The 20,454-nt window shown below is 33.9% G+C and carries 12 protein-coding genes; 5 read left to right on the top strand and 7 right to left on the bottom strand.

Annotated features, from left to right (window positions below; translation table 11 throughout):
* Positions 1–34: 34 nt before the first annotated feature.
* The 4 genes from QZ659_RS09055 to QZ659_RS09040 all read right to left on the bottom strand — a co-directional run bounded on the left by QZ659_RS09055 (position 35) and on the right by QZ659_RS09040 (position 5,922).
* Positions 35–349 (bottom strand): hypothetical protein, encoded by a 315-nt coding sequence (locus QZ659_RS09055; RefSeq protein WP_291725200.1) that lies wholly within the window; start codon positions 347–349, stop codon positions 35–37.
* A 162-nt stretch (positions 350–511) separates the two neighbouring features.
* On the bottom strand, positions 512–3,328 hold the full coding sequence (locus QZ659_RS09050) for a TonB-dependent receptor (protein ID WP_291725197.1): 2,817 nt from the start codon (positions 3,326–3,328) through the stop codon (positions 512–514).
* Between the two features lie 154 nt (positions 3,329–3,482).
* Entirely contained in the window at positions 3,483–5,147 is a 1,665-nt protein-coding gene (locus QZ659_RS09045) for a PKD domain-containing protein (RefSeq protein WP_291725194.1), read from the bottom strand.
* 253 nt (positions 5,148–5,400) lie between these two features.
* Complete coding sequence (locus QZ659_RS09040; RefSeq protein WP_291725191.1) at positions 5,401–5,922, bottom strand: GNAT family N-acetyltransferase; 522 nt, start codon at positions 5,920–5,922, stop codon at positions 5,401–5,403.
* 161 nt (positions 5,923–6,083) lie between these two features.
* Between QZ659_RS09040 and QZ659_RS09035 the strand changes: the two genes are divergently transcribed.
* A complete protein-coding gene (locus tag QZ659_RS09035; RefSeq protein ID WP_291725188.1) occupies positions 6,084–8,255 on the top strand; it encodes a TonB-dependent receptor plug domain-containing protein in 2,172 nt (723 codons plus the stop codon).
* Positions 8,256–8,607: 352 nt separating this feature from the next.
* On the opposite strand, the gene QZ659_RS09030 is transcribed toward QZ659_RS09035, so the two are convergent.
* From QZ659_RS09030 to QZ659_RS09020, 3 genes are all read right to left on the bottom strand, one after another.
* The gene (locus tag QZ659_RS09030) at positions 8,608–10,449 is read right to left on the bottom strand and encodes a PLP-dependent transferase (protein ID WP_291725185.1); all 1,842 of its coding nucleotides are present in this window, start codon (positions 10,447–10,449) and stop codon (positions 8,608–8,610) included.
* Positions 10,450–10,515: 66 nt separating this feature from the next.
* The gene (locus QZ659_RS09025) at positions 10,516–11,247 is read right to left on the bottom strand and encodes an ATP-grasp domain-containing protein (protein WP_291725182.1); all 732 of its coding nucleotides are present in this window, start codon (positions 11,245–11,247) and stop codon (positions 10,516–10,518) included.
* A 79-nt stretch (positions 11,248–11,326) separates the two neighbouring features.
* Positions 11,327–12,772, bottom strand: a complete 1,446-nt coding sequence (locus QZ659_RS09020; protein WP_291725179.1) for an adenosine deaminase — start codon at positions 12,770–12,772, stop codon at positions 11,327–11,329.
* Between the two features lie 853 nt (positions 12,773–13,625).
* Here QZ659_RS09020 and QZ659_RS09015 point away from each other — a divergent pair.
* The 4 genes from QZ659_RS09015 to QZ659_RS09000 all read left to right on the top strand — a co-directional run bounded on the left by QZ659_RS09015 (position 13,626) and on the right by QZ659_RS09000 (position 20,359).
* The gene (locus tag QZ659_RS09015; RefSeq protein WP_291725176.1) at positions 13,626–14,360 is read left to right on the top strand and encodes a hypothetical protein; all 735 of its coding nucleotides are present in this window, start codon (positions 13,626–13,628) and stop codon (positions 14,358–14,360) included.
* 82 nt (positions 14,361–14,442) lie between these two features.
* A complete protein-coding gene (locus QZ659_RS09010) occupies positions 14,443–15,981 on the top strand; it encodes an FAD-binding oxidoreductase (RefSeq protein WP_291725173.1) in 1,539 nt (512 codons plus the stop codon).
* Positions 15,982–16,005: 24 nt separating this feature from the next.
* The gene (locus tag QZ659_RS09005; RefSeq protein WP_291725170.1) at positions 16,006–18,285 is read left to right on the top strand and encodes a 7TM diverse intracellular signaling domain-containing protein; all 2,280 of its coding nucleotides are present in this window, start codon (positions 16,006–16,008) and stop codon (positions 18,283–18,285) included.
* 211 nt (positions 18,286–18,496) lie between these two features.
* Positions 18,497–20,359, top strand: a complete 1,863-nt coding sequence (locus QZ659_RS09000) for a M23 family metallopeptidase (RefSeq protein ID WP_291725167.1) — start codon at positions 18,497–18,499, stop codon at positions 20,357–20,359.
* Positions 20,360–20,454: the final 95 nt, after the last annotated feature.

Here is a 20,454-nt window from a genome sequence, read left to right as displayed (position 1 = left end):
TAGGAATATTCTATTATTTTTAACGGAATTTAGTTTATGAGAATAATTCAAAAATTCCCCAAGCAGCTAACCCTAGTACAATAAAAACAACTACCCAAACATACCACAGAGCAATTTTTTGATTTGTAGTTGAATAAGGCTGCTCGCCTTCAATATCTCTGTAAAGCTGAAAGTAGGCACGTCTTGCACCTTTCATACCTTCCAAAATCTGTTTGTGTTTTTCAAAGGCTTGTGCCAACTCTTTATCCTGCTCTAGTTTTGTTTCAAAACTAACTTTTTCTTTTTCTGAAAGTGAATCGGAAAGGTAGTCATTAAATTTTTCAGTAGATGAATGACTTGTAAAGTTCATAATTATATAAGTTTTAGTGTATTATTTTTATTCGTATAAATCCAATAAAATCAGACCAAATAAATATAAGTACTTAGAATTAGACAATAAAAAAACAGTTCTAACAAAACGCTAGAACTGTTTTTAGGTTTTAAAAAATGAAAATCAGAAGCTGTTTTTCAATTAGTCAATCAAATAAGTAATTCCTAAAGAGAAGGTACGACCAATTTTATATGAGCCATACGTGTACTCTTGTCCTTTAAATTCTTGAACCATTTTGTATTCTGGATTCAGAAGGTTTCTTGCACGGAAGGTAAAGCCCCAGCCTTTTTCTGTTGTTTTCTTGAAAGCAAAGTCTAAAGATGGACGAGCTACTTCAAATACATCTGGTTGTCCTCCTTGTGTAACATACGCCAAACGCTTTCCAAACACATTGAATGTTGTACTTACATTAATTCCTTTTTCTTCAATATCATAATACACAAACGCATTGGCTACATACGGCGATTGCATAAACATTGAACGAGTAGATTTACGGTCTGGGTCAGTTGCACGAATAAGTTCTAATTCTCTTGGGTCAATATCTACCTTTGAAGACATAATACTAAGATTTGAACCTACACTGAAACGTTCTAAGGCTTTTGTAAAATTCAGACGCTTACGAACTTCAAGTTCTACTCCCATTACAGTTGCAGCACCTACATTACGGAACTGAACTTCTCCGTTAGCAGCTTGTGGATTGAATGCTCTTTCAATCGGATTTTGGAAACGCTTATAGAAAGCACTTACTGAGATAATCTCTCCCAAACCAGGGTAAGACTCAAAACGAAGGTCAATATTATCAATAAGTGTACGCTCTAAGTTTGGATTACCAATCAAGATGAAGTCTCCGATAAAGTCAAAGCTAGGAAAAGGAGCAAGCTCTCTAAAGGTAGGGCGAGCAAGCGTTCTGCCATACGAAGCACGAACATTAATTTTTTCTGTTGCTTCATAAATAAGATTTAAGGCTGGCAAAATATCATTTGTATTAACCTTTCCAACTTCAATATCTGGATTATCACTCACTGTTTCAATGTTTGTTCCTTCATAGCGAAGTCCCATAACCGAACGAAGTTTTCCTGCAATTTTCCAATCTGTCATGGCATAAGCAGAAATTACTTGCTGTGAACCTGTATAGCTATTTGTAAGTTGTGTAGCATCTAAAATTGTCATTCCACGCTGTCCATTTTCTAAGAAACCAACATCTTTTAAGAAATCATCTGGGTCTCCTGTTCTTTCAAAATCATCTAGCACATTAAATCCTGTCAAACGTCCATAATCATAACGAGCTTCATTGAAATCTCTTTCTTTATTCAAATATCCAGCACCAAGCTGAATTTTGCTATCTCCAGCTTTTGTAGTAAATGGAATCGTAACATCTATTTTGTTGTCCCAGTTAGTTTCTAACATATCACGGTAGTAACGAGCAGGAGCAGGATAAGCAGCGATGTTGATATTATAAACACGCTCATCTCCATTTTGGATATAATCTCTTGAGAAGTAACGCAAATCTGGTTCATCTTGAGTAGATTGAGCGATAGAAGAAAGCCACTCAATTTCGATATTTCTTTTTCCTAAAGTATGCTTTCCTTTGAGCTGTGCCGAACCAATAGAACGCTCTAAATATTGAAGTACATTTGTTTGGTAGATATTATTTTCTCCAAAAACTTCTTCACTCCAACGTCCTTCTCTAAAGTCTGCAACTTTATCAGAACTTCTGTTATACATTAAGTTTAAAGCAATTTTGCTTGTTGGAGCAATTTTATAAGCCATATTGAGGTTTGCTCCTGCCAAAACTGTTTCTGTTCCTTTTTCTGTACGCAAATCAAAGGCTGGGTTCAATTCAGCACTTTCAGCACTTGGAAGATTATAACGTCCTGTAACTCCGTCATTAAAGTAATTGAAATTTCTTTGATACGAAAGTGAAGTAACAAAACCAAAAGGGCGACCCAAAACATCAATCTGATTGCCTAATGCCACTGAGTGAAACTGATTCATCATAGGCGACTTATTTTCAAAGCCAAAACCTTCTCCGAACGAACGAGCTTCTTCTGCTAATTCTTCTCTATCTGTTGAAAGACCATCAGCAACAATAGCAGGAATTTCACGAGTTCCGTCATCAAAGCCTAAAAAGTCTGTTTTTCCTCCTTCATAACTCAAAAAATCTCCATTAAAACTAGCTTGGTCATTAAAACCAAAAGAAGAGTTCCATTGGAAAGTAAAACGGTCTGGAAAATCTTTAGTAACAAGGTTTACATTACCTCCTGCAAATTCACCTGAAAGGTTAGGCGCAAATGTTTTTGAAACAATAATATTATCAATCAGATTGCTAGGAAATAAGTCCATCTGAACAGAATTTCTATTTGGGTCAAGGCTTGGAAGGTTTGCTCCGTTGAGGGTTGTTTTGCTATAACGGTCTCCTAATCCACGTACATATACATATTTTCCACCTTCTACTGAAACGCCTGTTACTCTTGTAATGGCTGCTGCTGCATCTCTGTCTCCAGAACGTGAAATTTGCTCTGAAGCTAATCCGTCTTGTACTACACCAGAATTTTTCTGTGCTGCCAAAACAGCTGTTGTTGATGCTGTTTCTGCTTTTGCTTCAACTACTACAGCATCTAAAATTTCGTTATCTTCTCCTAAGGCTACATCAAGAACTGTTACTTCTCCAGCTTTTACTTCTACACCAGTAATTGTTTTTGATTGATAGGAAACGAAAGAAAATTGAATATCGTAAGTTCCAGCTTCTAGGGAAAGAGAATATTTTCCGTCTAAATCGGCTGCTGCACCTGTAGTTGTGCCGACAATTACTGCTGTTGCTCCAATGAGTTCTTCTCCATTGGTAAGGTCTTTTATTGTTCCCCTAACTGTTCCTTTAGTAGATTGTGCAGAAGAGTAGGAAAATGTAGAAAATACAAGAAATAAACTTGCAAGTAGGGTTAATAAATTTGTTTTCATTACTTATTTGTTGTTCACTCAAGCTATTTTGCTCAAAAGAAGATATTATTATGATTGATTAGATAAAATACAAAATGAGGTAAGAGAAAAGCAGCTACTCAATGTTGTAGCTGCTTTTATATTTTTAAGCGATTAGAAAAACGCTATTATTTTCTTATTGAATGAATGATTCTGTTGCAGTCCAGCCTACATACCAAGGTGTAGAGCCTACTGCAAAAGCACCTCTATAATCAGTTGCTGTAAAGAATGAATTAGCTGGTGCAGATACACTACCACCATTCGCATTTGGAACAAGATTACTACGAGTAACTCCAATAGAACCTACTGTATTTCCATTTGCAGGGAAATAAGCTACTACATCTGCTATAGCTGCATCTAAATCTGCTTGAGCAGGTTCTTTTCCAGATACTACTGCAATAGTAAATAAAGAATCTGCATTTGCTGCAATTTCTGAGAATGTATTATTCATTAACTTCAAATCCCCAGCTTGGAAACGACGGTAGCTGCTCTCACCACTTGCTAAAAATTCAATATCTACAGCACTTTCATAGCTTACAAAAACACTATTGTGGTACTCTCCACCTGCATTATCACGGAAAGTAAGCGCACGGTTACCATCATCAGATGCACCAACAGAAGTGATATTGAAGAATTTTGGAGTAGCATAAGGAGTTCCTGTTTCTGGGTCTGTACCACCGTCATGCTCACCACCACGGTCGCCGAGATCTGGACGCTGATAGATAAGACCAAATTGTACGTTTCCACGGAAACCTTCGTCATAATCAAAATTATCATCACCAGCAGCAGTAGCTATCAAATATTTTGAATTTACTGTTCCACCAAACCATTCAAAAGCATCGTCTTTGTTTGCATAAACCTCAATGTATTCTACTGTAGTACCAGTACCTACACCACCAAAAGTAACACCGTTGATTTCATTTCCTGCACCAATATCAGAACCACCATGACGAACTGAAATATAACGGAACACACCTGAGTTGTCAGCATCGTCAGAACCTCCGTATAAGCCACGAGATTCAGTAGTTGGAATACCTTCAATAGCAGATTCTCCTGGAGTAGAGTTAAGTCCTGCCTTACCTAAAATGATAAGACCACCCCATTTTCCACTCTCGTCAGCACCCAAGTTTCCGTTTAGGTTATCTTCTTCTGCTGTAAAAATAATAGGCTCATTTGGAGTTCCTTCTGCTATAACTTTACCACCACGAGCAACAATAAGAGCAGAAGCATTTTCGCCTTGTCCTTCTTGTCCTTTGATTACTGTACCTGCTTCAATAGTAAGTGTTTGACCTTCATTTACAAAAACAAATCCTTCAAGTACCCAAACTTTATCTTTTGTCCAAGTAATATTGTCTTGTCCAATACCACTTGCATCTGAAGCAATTCTAAGAGAAGCTCTTCCTGTTGCTGCATCTGTACTTTCTGTATAGTTAGCAGGGTAAGTAGGAGTAACTGTTCCACCACCATCTACTACTGTGATAGTTTGTGTATCTGTGTCTGAGCCACCTTCGCCAGTTGCTGTAAGTGTAACAGTGTAGCTACCAGCTTCTGCAAATGCAAATGTAGGGTTCTGCTCAGATGAACTAAAACCTCCTTGATTAGAAGACCAAGCAAATGTTGATGCATTTGTACTTGTATTTGTAAAAGTGATAGTCTGACCAGCCTCTGGACTTGCAGGACTAAAAGTAAAACCTGCTACTGGAGCTGGTGTGTCTGGTGTTTCTTCATCATCGTTACAGCCAGTAAAAAATAAGATGGCTAAAGCAAAAAATGCTAATTGAAAGAAATTTTGTAATTTCATTTTGATTATAATTAATCTTAGTGAATTGATTTTGAGCATTTTAGAACAAAATATAAATAGAGTTTTGATTTTGTTCGGAAGGTTTTTTATTTGCTCTTGATTAAACTTGCTGCAAAGCAACAACCTTATCTTTACTATGAAATTGCTTCAATATTAACATTGAGTTACGTAACACACAATTCACACTGAATTTACAATGAGGCTTTATTAGAGACTAAAAAAGCTATTTTTGCCCACTTTTGAGCTACATTTTTTAGGTAGAGTAATACAAAATTTCTTCTCCATCTTCCATTTTAGTTTCTGTAAGATGTAAACCTATTTTTGATAATACCTTTTGAGAAACCAAATTTTTTTTTGTGGTAAAAGCAAAGATAGTTTTTAGCTCCAGTTTTTGTTTTCCATAATCCATCATAGCTTTAGCAGCTTCACTTATATAACCTTTACTTTCATACTGTGGCAAAATGGCATAGCCAATATCTGGAAAAGCTAAATGCTCTCTTTTAAAAAAACCAATAGCTCCAATAGGTTCTTCATTGGATTTTATCGACATTTTATAGAATCCAAATCCATTTTTTACATAGCTTGTCAAAATGTTGTCTTGTATGTGTTTTTCAGCATCTGCCAAAGAGTTAATATTTCTATCTCCAATATGCTCTAACCAATTTGGGCTATTCATTAAATTAAAAAAGAAAGAAGCATCGTGTAGAGTTACTTCTTCAATAAGTAATCTTTGAGTTTCCAAAATTTTCATAGTTACTGATTTATGTTTTTTCATTCTAAAAAATTGAAGGAAAATTTACTAAAAAGAACATAAAATAATCAATAATTTCTCTATCAAAATTCAGCTATTTACTTTTTAATTAAAGTATAATTTAGTATTTTGTTAATAGTCAGACAACTAACAACAAAATACTACTTACTCTTCCCTCATTGAATATGAAAAGAAATATACTACTGACACTTTTATCTTCTTCTCTATTTTTAGGTATTTCATTATTTGAGTGTAATGCTTTATTTGCTCAAATAGATGATGAAGGACGTTATAAATTTGCTCTTGATGAACTAGAAAGCGAGAAAACCACTGAAATAAAAGTAATTACAGCCACAAAGCGTAGCCAAAGCATTCGTAAAGCTCCTGCCACCATTATGGTTATTACAGCCGAACAAATAAGAGAAAGAGGATATGAGTCTTTAGATGATATTTTTAGAGATATTCCTGGATTTGACCTCACTCGTGTACACGGTGTTTTTCCTAATATTTGGGCGCAACGAGGACTTTATGGAGACGAAAATAAGCGTACTCTTTTGATGATAGACGGAATTGTAGAAAATAATATTTTGGAAGGAAATGTGTTGGGAGGTTCTCAGTATAGTTTGCACGCTATCGAACGTATAGAAATTATTTGGGGCAGTGGTTCGGCTCTCTATGGAGCAAATGCTTTCAATGGAATCATTAACCTTATTACTAAAAAAGGAAGAGATGTAGAAGGGCTAGAATATCAAGGAGGGTATGGAGCATTTCAAACTCAATTTAATAAAGTATTAGCAGGGTTTCAAAAAGATAGTTTGGATGTGATAATTTCGGGTTCATTATTCAACTCAGAAGGTCCCGTTTTTGAAGAACGCCACCCAGCCTACAATGCTAGTTTTGTAGATAACGCATATTCAATAGTTGGTAGAATAAATTGGAAAAACTTAAACATAGGTTTTAGTAGATTTGATAGACCTATGGGGCAAGGACAATTTTCCAATTCGCCAGTAGAATACTATCAACTGCCTTTGTATGGCTATCAAGACAGTGAAGGAACAGTAGCAGGAAGTGGTTCTGCACCTATCAATGTAGCTGGTGAAAGAGCAGGTGTTTGGCGTTCGGTTACCAATACATTATCCACTACGTATAGAAAAGATTTTTCTGAAAAAATATTTGTTTTAGGAAAAGCATACTATCGCCAAACAGGCATTGCAGAGACAAGTTATGACTATTATTATTCTGCTGCTGATTCGGCTTATGAGCGTACGCCTTACTCACACAATTCTTATCTTATTGGTACAGAAGCTCAACTAGATTACAATATCAATGCAAATCAAAGTCTTATTTTCGGACTTGTTTATGAATATAGTGATGTAGAAAAAGGTTATCGTGGTTATGAAAGTGTTCCTCGTTTTTATAATTCATACAATAGCTTTTATCGTACTATTTTAAAAGATAAAAGTTTGAGAGAAAGCGTTATCTATCAAAATTTTGCAGCTTATGGACAGTATGTTATCAATACTAGCCTTCTCAATGCTACTGATTTTGTTCTGGGTGTTCGTTATGACCAAAATAACGTATATGGAACTACTGTAAACCCAAGATTAGCAGTTGTTTCCAATCCAAATGATTTTCTCACTATCAAGCTAATGGCAGGAAGTGCTTACCGTCCTCCAAACAACTTTGAACTTTTCTCTCAAGCAGCTTCAAGAATCCAAAATCCAGACTTACTACCTGAAAAAGTCCGTTCTTTTGAAGCTAATTTTATTCTTACTCCTCTTGAAGGACTTTCCATAGAAACAAATGGTTTTTATAATGCTTATTCAGATATTATTGTTTCCAATGTAAATATTGGAGACATTGATGGAGATGGAAATCCTAATTTTCAGAATCGAAATCAAGGAACTGCACAAGTGGTAGGCTTAGAGACTAAGATACAATATACTATTTCCTCTAATACATTATTATTCGGCAACTTAACCCTACAAAATCCACAGCAAAAAAATGGAGATGAAACCCCAACTGTTCCGAATATTGCCAAAGCAAAAGGGAATTTGGGTTTTCAAGCTACTTTTGGCAATCTGATTAGTTTGTATGGTGTGGCTAACTGGGTAGGCGAGCGCACAACTAACGATTCCAACCCTTTAGAATCTGTGCCTAGTTATACAATTTTTAATACTGCTCTCTCTACCAAAAGTTTTATTGATGACAGAGTAAGTTTTGTTTTGTCAGTAAATAATATTTTCAACACAACTTATTTTGATGCTGGCATCAGAGGAGCAACAGGAGGATATTATGGAACAATGCACCGACAATTAGGTAGAAATGGAACGCTAAAAATTGTTGTGAAGATATAAGACTGTAAAAGTTTATTTTGTTATAGAATACTGTACATCAATAAATATTTGTTGTTCTGTGAGTCACAGAACAGGGAAAAGATATAAGACTACAAACTTTGTTTGGATATTAATCTTACAACAAAAAACCACATAGGCACATAATTTTTTCTATGTGCCTATGTGGTTTGTATTTAAAGTTATTTAAGAATGTTTTTCTAGTGCAAGATTCCATCTTTTGTTTATCGTTTTGTCAGCATATGCTGACGAAAAAATGTGTCCAAGCAGAATGCTTGAACGAGAAACAATGAGTAGAACCCACTCTGCACTTAAATTAAGACTCTTTTTTTCTATTCTTAAACAACTTCTTTATCTAAATCTGCTCTACAAAATCTGAAAACACTTCCTTATGCTTTTCTAAATCCATATTGGCTGAAAGTGATACACGAGCAATGTAGTCTTTATCTGATTCTTTGGTTGTGCCTTGTGTAGAAGTAGCAGGGATTGTCCAATAAACGCCTTTGAGCTGTCCATAACTCACACAGTATTTACTCTCTTGTGGAATATCTTTAATCATCATTGTGATGAGTTTGTCATTGAGCTTTCTTTTATAGGCTTCTCTTTCTTCGGCTGTGTCGCCTTTTGTTGGCAAGTCTAATGAAAAAACCGAAGGCGTAAAACCTTGTTCTGCCAACTCTTCTGAAACAAAATTAATTTTTGCAGTAGGTAATTTTTCTTCAATGAAATTTACAAACTCACGAGTATTTTTGTAGGCTTCTGTAATGCGCTGATTCATAGAAGGAAGCTGTTCTGACAAAATATCTAATTGTAAATCTGTGGCTTCATTATCACAAAGAATAATATGTTTTTCAAGGTTTTCCATCAAGTAAGCAGCTTTTTTGTTTGCCGTTGCATAACCTGCCGTAACTTTTCCTCCACTTGGAAACTTCGAACCACTTACATAAGAGATAACTTTTACATCTGAAAGAATTTGATTTTCTCCTAAAAAGTTGAAATTAGGACAAAACGTTTGGTCTAAAATAAAAACAGGCTCAATAGCTAACTCTCCATGAGGTGTTTTACGCTCTTTGGTTAAGGCTTCTTTGAGTTTTTCAAGGTTTGGAACTTCGACTCTTGGATTGGTCGGAATTTCTACAATGATGTAGGGAACAGCATCTAATTCTGCTACTTTATCCAAAACGAAATTCGTACTGCTGACCATGTCATTCTCCCTATCGACAGGCAAATCCATCACTTCTACATTTTCCAAGCATGTAGCCACACGCCTTGCTTGGTCGTTTGTACCTCCGTAACAGTTTGGAGGGACAATAAATTTAATATCTTTTCCTTTATGATTTTGTAGAGCTTCATCTACAAGCCCCATCATAATGGCATACTGCACAGAAAGTCCACTAGAGCCGATAATTGCCTTTGCATCTGCTTTCGTAATTTCTTTAATGTTTTCTAAAACGGCTATTTTGCTTTTTTGTCTGTCTATTTTCTTTGGCTCAAAAGAATCATTACCTACTAAAGATTGTAAAACTGTGTAACAATCTGCTGGTGTCATGGCAATAGTTTCTCTTCTTCTGACGTGTTGTATTTCTGAAATATAATTTTCGTTGCCTTCATTTATGAAAATAATACTTCCCAAATCTCCATGAAGTGAAATATAGAAGTCAATATTTGAGGTTAGAGTGATGGCTTTGATATTACTTTGGTCTGAAACTAATACTGTACTTCCATCAACATTTTGTATTTCTGTTATGCTTGTAGCTTTCTGTACTTCAAAATTATAACCATAAACTTCTCTTATTGCTTTCTCGTCAAAAGAAGCTGGTAACTTATCTGTATAGATAATTCGTGTCTTTTTATTTTCAAATAAATTTTTCCTCAACACAGCCAAAATAGGCGTAACCTTAGAAGAAAAACTGATGACACTTTTAGATTCTAAATTGTTCAGCTTGGCAAGTGTCCATTCCAAAACTGATGAAAGTGGATGCCCTAAGCGAATATAGTCGTAAGCTGTTGGTAAAATATTCAAAGCCGATTTTTCAAAGTTGTTATTTTCAAAAAGTGTTTCAAACTGCTCTAAAAATTGAGTTTTGGCGAGTGATTCATTATAAATATCTAATCGGTGTGTAGTTAGTCTTATCCAATCGCTTGGCATATTCTCTAACACATTTTTGATATAATCGATGGTTCTAGTGTTGTTCATAACTTCTGTCATGGTATTAAAATATTTGTTTTGTGAGTAGTTCAAAGGTACGACTTTGATTTTTTATTAGAAATTACATAAATCCACTTGATTTGTCATTTCTGCCCAACGAGCAGATAGTAGCTTTGCATAATCAGTATAAAACAAGCCATAGTTACCAATGGAATATCCTTCATTAACTTCCACTACTAGGAATTTACCTTCTTTTGTAAGCCCAAAATCTATGGCATATCCTGCTGGTGCATTTTGATACGAACTAATAGCTTCTTCTATGATTTTGTAATTGTATTGTCCTCTCCAATCGCCTTTATAGGGTCTTACCCCAAGAACTTGATTGTATCTTACAAAAACCCTCCATTCACTGACAAACTCAACAGGTTCTGAGACCCAAACAGGAACATCATTTTCTCTGTCTCCACAACCAATAAGGTCAAAGGTAGTTTTTATATGTCTGCCTGTAAACTTTTTGAGATGCCCTTTAGGTTTTACAAAAACATTCCAAGAATCTGGATTGTTAGCAATGGTGTTTATCGTTGATTCACTAATTTTTCTTCCATAATATTTATTCAAACTCTCTGGATAATCGATATGTTCAGGTACTTGGATATTCATTTTCTTTAGTCCACTCTGAACAAAATCTATACTTCCAAAGAATACATTATCTTCATCTATAACTAGGCTTTCGATGTTTTCTACTTCTATTATCTCAAAGCCCATACTGTAAAAAGCCTCAATACCTGCATAAAAGCTAACATTACTAAACTCTCCTCTTACTAATTTTTCTGTGTATAATTTCATAATTTTTTTTAGTGATTGATGTACAATTTTTTTCAACCTATTTCAAGCTGTATTAGTTCTTGAAACGTAAAGAATCCACTCAAAACTCGTCCTCAAACTCCAAAAATCGCTTTTCTAAATCTTTAGTTAATTTTTCTTTTTCTGATTTTTCCAAAAACGAATATTCAATGCTATTAAAAATCATTGTTTTTATGTCTTGGTAGCTTATAGAAGGATAGTCTCTTATCAGAATCAAAAACTGCTCTGTCAAATCAGTTCTCAAAACTCCTGCATCGTCTGTCGAAATTACTATCGGAACACCATAAGATTTGTAAAGCAAAATAGGATGTCTGTTTCCACGTATTCCCAAAATAAAATCATTGCTAGAAAAACTAATTTCTATCGGAATCTTATTTTCTGCCATGTGCTTCAAAAGTTTATCCGAATCTTTTTCATAAGCAATATCTACACCGTGTCCGATACGCTCTGCATCTGCAATAAATACAGCTTCGTTGATGTGGAAAGTCAAATCTTCTGGTTTTACCAAGCCAAGAGTAAGTTCTCCTGCGTGCATTGCTGTTCTGACGTTTGGATAAACCGATTTGAAAAACCTAAACATCTGCATGTGTAACCAATAATCTCTCATCGAAATGGTATTGTTTTCTGGTGCGACAATATTTACACCCACTATTAAGTCCGACGTACTGGCAGAGTGAAACGAAATTAAGAATGATTTGAATGTAGTTGCTGGGTCAAGCACACGAATAAAATAGTTTTGATAACGCATGGTAAAATTTTCATCGTCTATTTTATTGTTGATGTGAAGCCTTTGAATGAGATTGTTGTGTTCTTCTACTTTTGATTTGAAAATACCGTTGTTTTCTTTAGTGTAGTATTTATACAGTTCGGCAAATTTTGTTTGAATAGATTTATCTTTTGTTTCTTGTAGTTTTAAAAGCTGGTTGTTAAATATTTCATCTTTCTGAAAAGCCTCAAAAAATCCTGTACTGGTAAGCATTGTTTCAATGTAGCTCACATTTTCAGAAATAGCTCTTTGTTTTATTTCTTGTAGTCCTTCATTGAAGGTAGCAGTTTCTGGAATGCTGAATTTATCGAAGGTCGAAAAAAAATGTTCATCGTTAGGACATGAAACATAATCAAAATAGAGCTTCGACCAAGACCCTATTATCTTGACTTTTATATCTGACCAATATCCGTCTGTTTTAAGAGAACTTACCCTAGACCATTCACTTCTTTCTCCTCTAGGCACTTGCTTATCAGAAATAGCAAAGGAATTTTTATTTATCCATAAATTATTCTTCTCTACATATTCTAAATACGTTTCGGCATATACAGAACCACTATAATGATGGTGTAGATCTGCTCCCTTGGGCATTTTAGAAAGAAATTGTCTCAATCTTGCTTCGTCCTTTCTAATGCTGTCTAAATAAGAATTGATTCTGTTGGTAGTTGCTTTATCAGGATTTTGAGAAAAAGTAGTTGGAAGAATTATTAAAAATAAAATTGCTGTGAGTAGGTATTTCATTGTGTATCTTAATTGCTCATTGAATAATAGACAGCAATATACAACATTCGCAATATTCCTTTTAGTAAAACTGCCTTGGCAGCTCAAAAACAAATAGATAAGATAGATTGTAGCAAACAGCACTTTCTAAGAAGAGATTTAAACCTTCAAAGTTCTTTAAGACCTACAATTGAGCAAAACCAATGTATTTTTATACATCATTGTAATAAACTGTCACTCTGACCTTGATTTATTAATGAAACCTAAAATCGTTACTTTACGTAAAGAATACTTACAGAGCTCTATTTACAAAATTAGAGAGATTAATAGGATAATAGTAAAGCTATCCTTCCAAAGAAGTTTTTTTTACATCTAAGAATTTAGAATATTTTTTTAGTATTATCTATTGTATTTTACAAAAAACAAAATACAAAATTCTACATTCTCCAAGCTACTCAAAACAATAGAAATAATAGTATTTTAAGAAGCTAAAAACCTCAAATAAAAACTATCTTCTGCTATTTCTAATATTAACCAAATATAATGTAACCTTATGAAAATAAGGTATTTGAGGCATAAACTCAATGAAGCAAACTTCAAAATTGTATTTTTCCTAAAAAAAATAGGCTTTTTAACAAAGTAAAACACAAAAACCTTACTAAAAGTTAGCACACTAAAATATTAACCTTCTAAGAAAACGCCTTTTTACATAACCCCTTGTTTTACAATAGGTTAAGTTTTTTTACCTTTGCAGTATCAATGTTCAATAAGACAAAAGGACTAACACAACTCATTTTTTCCCCCTTTAGACTTTTATACGAAAATGGTAATCACTACAAAACCTAAGAAAACTACTGACATAATAAAAACACCTATGCACACTTCTATCATTCCTCAGAAGATGAACATACGCATTCGTGTACTTCACGCCATAGACTACCCTGAAATTGCAAAAGAATTTCAAAGAAAACATACGGCAGTATTAGAAGAGTTTGGTGTAAAAGGAGTAGGTTCAGTCAGCAATAAGTGGTGGGAGTATGCTGGCTCATACATGTTTATTGCAGAAGATATCGAAACAGGTGAAATGGGTGCTGGGATGAGATTAGATGTAATTGACCCAACTCATGATATTCCTATGGAAGAAGCTATTGAAAGATTTAGCCCCAATTTCAGAACAATTATTCATAAATATGATAATGTTTTGGCAGAAAGTTGTGGTTTGTGGGTAGATAAAAAATTTAGTGAAAGAAAACTACCTAAAAATTTAATGAGAGCAGCTATTGCTATATCTAGCAAGCTTAGAATATATCATCTTGTGAGTTTACCTCATGAATGTACTCTTCCAATGACTCAAGCACTAGGATATACAATTGTAGATCAAGATGGGTTAGGAGACCATGGTACATACAACTACCCTCCTAAACCTAATACTGATAATGAATGTTATAAGTCAACTCTTGTAGAATTATTAGATACTGTAAATTTACCATCTATGTCTGAGAAGGAAAGAGATTTAACTTTTTGGCTTAGAAACCATCCCACACAAAGTATTAATGAAGAAATAAAAGGAAGAGTAACAAAACTTAGCTATGACTTGAGACTTATGTAGTATTTTACTTTTATGTTTTTTATATTAGCCTTATGTAATACAAAATTACATAAGGTTTTTTTTTAAATCAGTAAATCTATTTATGATGCAGGAATTTATAGACCAGTGTAAAAAAATACTGGGAAATGAGAATGTTAGAGAAACAGGTCAAAAGCCACTTCGTACAGCCACTTTTGATTTTGATACAAAAGTAGAGGTGATGTTATTTCCTACTTCTACATCAGAATTAGCTAAGTGCTTAAAATATGCTAATTTCTATAAAGTCCCAATTCACGTTGTAAGTAGAGGGTATAATATTGGTTTGGGTTCTTCGCTACCTCCAAAAGAGAATAGTGCTTTGATAGATTTATCTAAAATGAATAAAATTATTGATTTTAGTGAACGAATGGCATATATATCTGTAGAAGCAGGAGTAAGTTTTGAACAAGTGTTTGATTTTTTGGAAAAGGAAAAAAGCAGCCTTATGATGGATAGTATAGGCTCTTCATCTAAGGCAAGTATAGTAGGAAATACAGCAGAAAGGGGACATGGAATGGGAATGTACGCAGACAGATTTAGTAATGTCTGTGGTTTTGAAGTCATGCTACCTACTGGAGAAATTATAAAAACAGGGTACAATGCTTATGGAGAAGATAATAAAATATCTCCACTAGCAAAAGGAGGAGTAGGAGCTAGTCTTGACGGTTTGTTTACGCAATCAAACTTGGGTATTATTACTAAATTAACTTTTTGGCTCAGACCCAAAACTGACTTTTTTCAAACATTTTATTTTGAGGTAGAAACTGATGAAGAGTGTGGTAGAGTTTCAGAACTTTGGAAAGATTTACAATTAAAAGGACTACAAGCCTCTTTGAGAATCTTTAGTGATACTAGGCTGATAGCCTTTAACCAACAAAAAGAAAAAAATACAGAATGGTCAGAGGAAAAAAGAAAAGAACTTAGAGAATCGCTAGGTGTTGAAAATAAATGGATAGGATTTGGGGGAATTTATTCACCAAGTAAGTTACATGCTAAAGCCGATAAAAAAATAATTAAAAAATATATTGGAAGTCTGACCAAAAATTTAGTATTTTACGACGAACAAAGTATTGAATTAGCTCAAACAGAAGAGGAAAAAGAAAAGATTAGTTTTTTCTATGACAAGTCTGTTCTTAGAGGATATGTTTCTGACCAACCACTTAGTATGTGTTATTGGCGAAAACCTCAAATAGATAAAAAAACAAATGTTCATAAAGATAAGTGTGGAGTTTTGTGGTACTGTCCTATTATTCCTAATAGAAAAGAAGATGTACAGAAAGCTATAGATATTGTAGAAACCATTAGTTCTGACTACAAACTAGAACCAAATGTAGGTTTTTTGTTTGTTTCTGAAAGAGCTATAGACATAACAGGAGCTATTTGTTATGATAGAGAACAAGAAAGTGAAGAAGCTATGGCTAGAGAATGCCATGACAAAATCATGGAAGCATTTATTGCACATGGCTATGTTCCTTATAGGCTAGGTATACAATCTATGGAATTAATAAACTATATGAAACTAGAAAATCTTACTTTTCTTCGACAACTAAAAAATACTATAGATCCAAATAATATTTTATCCAAAAATAGATATATATTGTAATTATAGACATTTATAAAAAAACCCATGAAATTCAAATACTGCTTAATATTATTCATTTATTTTATTTCTAATCTTTCTTATTCACAAGATATAGTTACTTTTTCTAATGATGATGAATTGTTAGAATTAGATGGAAATAAAGTAACTTTCTTTGAAGATGTAAACCATTCTTACACATTAGAAAGTATTTTGGCACAACCAGATACACTATTCAAGAAAGTAGAGCAAGATATTCCTAACTTTGCCAATACGACTTCTACTATTTGGGGGAAATTCACTATTGAGAATAAAAGTAATAAAGATAAGTTATTATTCGAACTTGCCAATCCGTTATTAGATAGCTTAACTTTCTTTTATCCTACTTCGAATGGAAACTATGGGAAATTGGAGCTTGGTGCTAAATACATATTTTCTGTTCGTCCCATTAGTCTCAATAACTTTGTTATTCCCCTTGACTTTGAGAATGGTAATCAAGTAAAAACTGTATATTTCAAAATCAATAGTGAATATCCTGTTGAACTGCCTATGAAGGTAGTTACATATAAAAAACTTGCAGAAAAAAACCACGTTTCAGATGTTGCTTATGGAATATATTTTGGTTTTCTTATTGTAATGTTCCTTTACAATTTCTTTGTATTTATATCAACAAAAGACAAAACCTATTTATTCTATATTTCATACATCTTCTTTATAGTAATAGTATATGGGAACTTTACTGGCTATTCGTTTGAGTTTCTTTGGGCAAAAACTCCTATTATAAATTATTACGTACCTACATTAGTCTGTATTACAAGTATTTTTATACTACTGTTCGCTAATAGTTTTTTAAGTACAAAAAAGAACTTCAAAAAGAATTATATTGCTTCTGTTGTACTTATGAGCATATTTGGAATTATTATAGTTATAAATTTGGTAGGCTTATACTCCATTGCAGCCCCTCTAGCTCAACTTCTATCCTTATTACTATCTTTTTATGTTTTATTTATAGGTTTTTATAGCTATTTCAAAGGCATTAAAATAGCTCGTTTCTTTACACTGGCTTGGTTTGTATTTCTCATTGGCATAATAGTATTTATGTTACAGGTTATGGGTGCAATTCCAACTACTCCTTTCACAAAAAATGCAACACTATTTGGCTCTGCATTAGAGGTGGTCTTACTCTCATTCGCTCTAGCAGATAGAATCAACGTTTATAAACGAGAAAGAGAAGTAGCTCAAAAAGAAGCACTAGAAAAAACAAAAGAAAACGAAAAACTTGTAAAAGAACAAAACATTGTCTTAGAAGCAAAAGTAAAAGAAGCAACAGAAGAGCTACGAGTTTCTAACGAAGAACTCAACTCTACTAATGAAGAACTCAATGCGATGCTAGAGACAGTGCAAGAGCAAAAAAGTACGATTGAGCAGCGTTCGGCAGAAATTGAGTCTATCAATGAGGAGATAAAAGCTACCAATGAGGAACTCAACTCTACTAATGAAGAATTATATTCTACGGTAGAAACCGTTAAGAAACAAAACAAAATCATTGAGGATGCCAATAGAAGTATTACAGACAGTTTGCGTTATGCCCAAACTATTCAAGATGCTATTTTGCCTTTTGAGGAGAGAATGGATGTTCACTTGAAAGAATATTTCACTTTTTATCGTCCAAAAGATATTGTAAGTGGTGATTTTTACTGGCTCACAGACCTTAAAGGAAAGATTTATCTTGCTGTAGCAGATTGTACAGGACACGGCGTACCAGGAGCATTTATGTCTATGATTGGCTCGGCTGCCTTAGATGCACTTGTTGATAGAAATGAATTAGAAGCTCCAGATGAAATTTTGGCAGAGCTTCATCTTACCATTCAAAAAGCTCTGAAACAAGCTAATAGTACCAACGATGACGGTATGGATGTAGGCTTATGTGTTTTGGAATATTTGCCTGATGGAAACTGTAAAGTACTTTTCTCTGGTGCAAAACGTCCACTTTACCATTATAAAAAGACAACTCAAGAAATAGAAGAAATTAGAGGTACACGCCAAAGTATTGGAGGATATTCTAAAAAGGAACGTAAGCCTTTTGAAGTTAATGAAATTATTATGGAAAAAGGCGATTGTTTCTACTTATGTAGTGATGGATATGCAGACCAAAATAATGCAAAGGATATAAAATTTGGTTCTCATCACTTAAAGAAACTAATGCACGATATTGCTCCTCTGCCTATGAAAGAACAAGGAAGTATTATCAAGCAAAAATTTGATGCACACAAAGGAGAAGAAGCTCAAAGAGATGATATTGCTGTAATCGGTGTTCGTATTTCTTAAAAGCTATACCTTTTTGGCTTTAATAAAAAAATAGCCAATCTTTAATTAGATTGGCTATTTTTTTTCGAAACGCAACATAAAGCCTATTCGTCAGTTGATATAAAAATTTATATTTACTTATTTTACGCTTTAGTTCCTCATTTTTTTACCTTAAAATAATCATTTCAATTTGAAATCTATTTATTTACTATTTGTTTTTAGCTTCTACTTTTTGACCTCTCTGTCTAGCTTTGCTCAAAAACGAGGAGAATATATGTATCCCATCAATCCCAATCAAACCAATTCTCTTTCTGGAGGAATGGCAGAGCTTCGTTCCAATCATTTCCACATGGGAATTGATGTACGAACCAATAACCAAATTGGTCTGCCTGTTCATGCTGCTGCCGATGGGTATGTAGCTCGTGTGAAAGTAAAAGCTACTGGCTATGGAAATGCAATTTATATCAAACACAAAAATGGCACAACTACCCTTTATGGACATTTGAGTAAGTTTAATGATAAGATAGCTGCTTATGTACGAAAAATTCAATATCAAAGAGAAAGTTTTGCTGTAGATTTGTACCTCTCTCCAAAGCAGTTTCCTGTAAAGAAAGGCGAGATAGTAGCTCTATCTGGAAATAGTGGTTCTTCTGGTGGACCTCATGTACATTTTGAAATTCGTGATGCCAGTGAGCGAGCTTTGAACCCTTTAGATTATGGCTTTGATGAAATAAAAGATAATATTGCTCCCATTATGGATAGAGTTGCTTTTATTCCTTTAGAAAAAAACACATTGATACAAGGAGAACACAATAGAGAAATTGTTGGTGCAACTTCAAGAGGAAAGGACAAATACGCTCTTCGTATTCCTAAAATTAAGGCGTATGGTCTGATAGGATTAGAGATAGATGCAAAAGACAAAGCTGATGGTGTATATTTTAGCTATGGAATGGATGAGATAGAAGTCTTTGTCAATGAAAAGCAGACTTTTAAAGCACATTTTGACAGAATTTCATTTGCCAATCAACGCCACATGAACAATTATATCAATTATGAATATTATGCCAAAACAAGAAAACGATATAGAAGATGTTATGTTCCAGATGGTGCAAATAACCTCCATTTTTATGCAGCATCAAAAAATAAAGGAAAAATATTTATAGAAGATGGAAAGACATATAAAGTCAGAATTCGAATGACAGATGCGTATGGAAATGAATCCAATACAGAATTTGAAATTGTAGGAGATAAAAATCAAAAAGTAACTAAAAATTACCCTGTAAAACTCAATGAATATGAGATTCAAAATAACTACATGATTTTTAATGCTATTACATCAGAGAAAAACCAAGAAGCAGAAGTTTGTGTAGATTATTTGTCGTATAAACTACAACCACAGTTTGAGGTGGGAAGTACAGGAACATTTTTTTGGGATTTAAGAACAGGCTTACCTGATTCGCTCATCTTACCTAACGGAACAACTATTTATCCGAATATAGAGGCGCAAATTCCATCAAAAACTGGTTTTTCATTCTATCATTCTGATTTTGATATTTATTTTCCCAATGGTGCATTGTACGACACTACGTACCTAGCCTTCAAAACAAAAGATAATTATCTCAAAACAGAAGATTTTCTAATTGGTCATTCCGATTTAGCTCTACAAAAATATGTTACTATTAAGCTAAAGCCAGAAAATGTTTCTTCTATTCAAAATAAATCTAAAGTGCGTGCTTATGCTGTTTATGGAAATAGTTTGAGCTTTGTAGGTGGAACATGGAAAGGCGATATTTTTGAGTTCAAGACTCGTAATTTGGGAACATTTCGTTTAGTAGAAGACACAGAAAAACCAAATATTAGAGTAACCAAGAAAAACAATCAACAAATTATTTGTAAAATTTCTGACAGTCGTTCTGGTATAGATTCTTTCCGAGCCACTATCAATGGAAAATGGCTCTTAATGAACTATGATAAAAAACGAGCTTCTCTAACTTCTGAAATGTCAGATACAATGGAAAACCTAAAAGGCGAATTTGTCTTGACCGTAACAGATAATGTTGGGAATCAAGAAACGTATAAAACTACGGTTTATTAAATATGGCATGAGTAGGTCAAAGGCAAGCCATTTGACCTATTTTCTCACTTCCAATGCTTCACAAAAGCCGTTCTCCAAACAAAAAATCGTATCGA

Origin of the sequence: Bernardetia sp. (genome assembly GCF_020630935.1) — a bacterium.
Taxonomy (GTDB): Bacteria; Bacteroidota; Bacteroidia; order Cytophagales; family Bernardetiaceae; genus Bernardetia.
The sequence above is the reverse complement of the archived record's forward strand: the minus strand, read 5'-3'. Positions and strand labels throughout refer to the sequence as shown.

What these genes read in the sequence shown, in the direction of transcription:
- QZ659_RS09020 (WP_291725179.1), bottom strand. Translation starts at nt 12,772, where the DNA reads ATGAAATACCTACTCACAGCAATTTTATTTTTAATAATTCTTCCAACT.
- QZ659_RS09015 (WP_291725176.1), top strand. Translation starts at nt 13,626, where the DNA reads ATGCACACTTCTATCATTCCTCAGAAGATGAACATACGCATTCGTGTA.
- QZ659_RS09030 (WP_291725185.1), bottom strand. Translation starts at nt 10,449, where the DNA reads ATGAACAACACTAGAACCATCGATTATATCAAAAATGTGTTAGAGAAT.
- QZ659_RS09010 (WP_291725173.1), top strand. Translation starts at nt 14,443, where the DNA reads ATGATGCAGGAATTTATAGACCAGTGTAAAAAAATACTGGGAAATGAG.
- QZ659_RS09045 (WP_291725194.1), bottom strand. Translation starts at nt 5,147, where the DNA reads ATGAAATTACAAAATTTCTTTCAATTAGCATTTTTTGCTTTAGCCATC.
- QZ659_RS09055 (WP_291725200.1), bottom strand. Translation starts at nt 349, where the DNA reads ATGAACTTTACAAGTCATTCATCTACTGAAAAATTTAATGACTACCTT.
- QZ659_RS09025 (WP_291725182.1), bottom strand. Translation starts at nt 11,247, where the DNA reads ATGAAATTATACACAGAAAAATTAGTAAGAGGAGAGTTTAGTAATGTT.
- QZ659_RS09005 (WP_291725170.1), top strand. Translation starts at nt 16,006, where the DNA reads ATGAAATTCAAATACTGCTTAATATTATTCATTTATTTTATTTCTAAT.
- QZ659_RS09035 (WP_291725188.1), top strand. Translation starts at nt 6,084, where the DNA reads ATGAAAAGAAATATACTACTGACACTTTTATCTTCTTCTCTATTTTTA.
- QZ659_RS09050 (WP_291725197.1), bottom strand. Translation starts at nt 3,328, where the DNA reads ATGAAAACAAATTTATTAACCCTACTTGCAAGTTTATTTCTTGTATTT.
- QZ659_RS09040 (WP_291725191.1), bottom strand. Translation starts at nt 5,922, where the DNA reads ATGAAAAAACATAAATCAGTAACTATGAAAATTTTGGAAACTCAAAGA.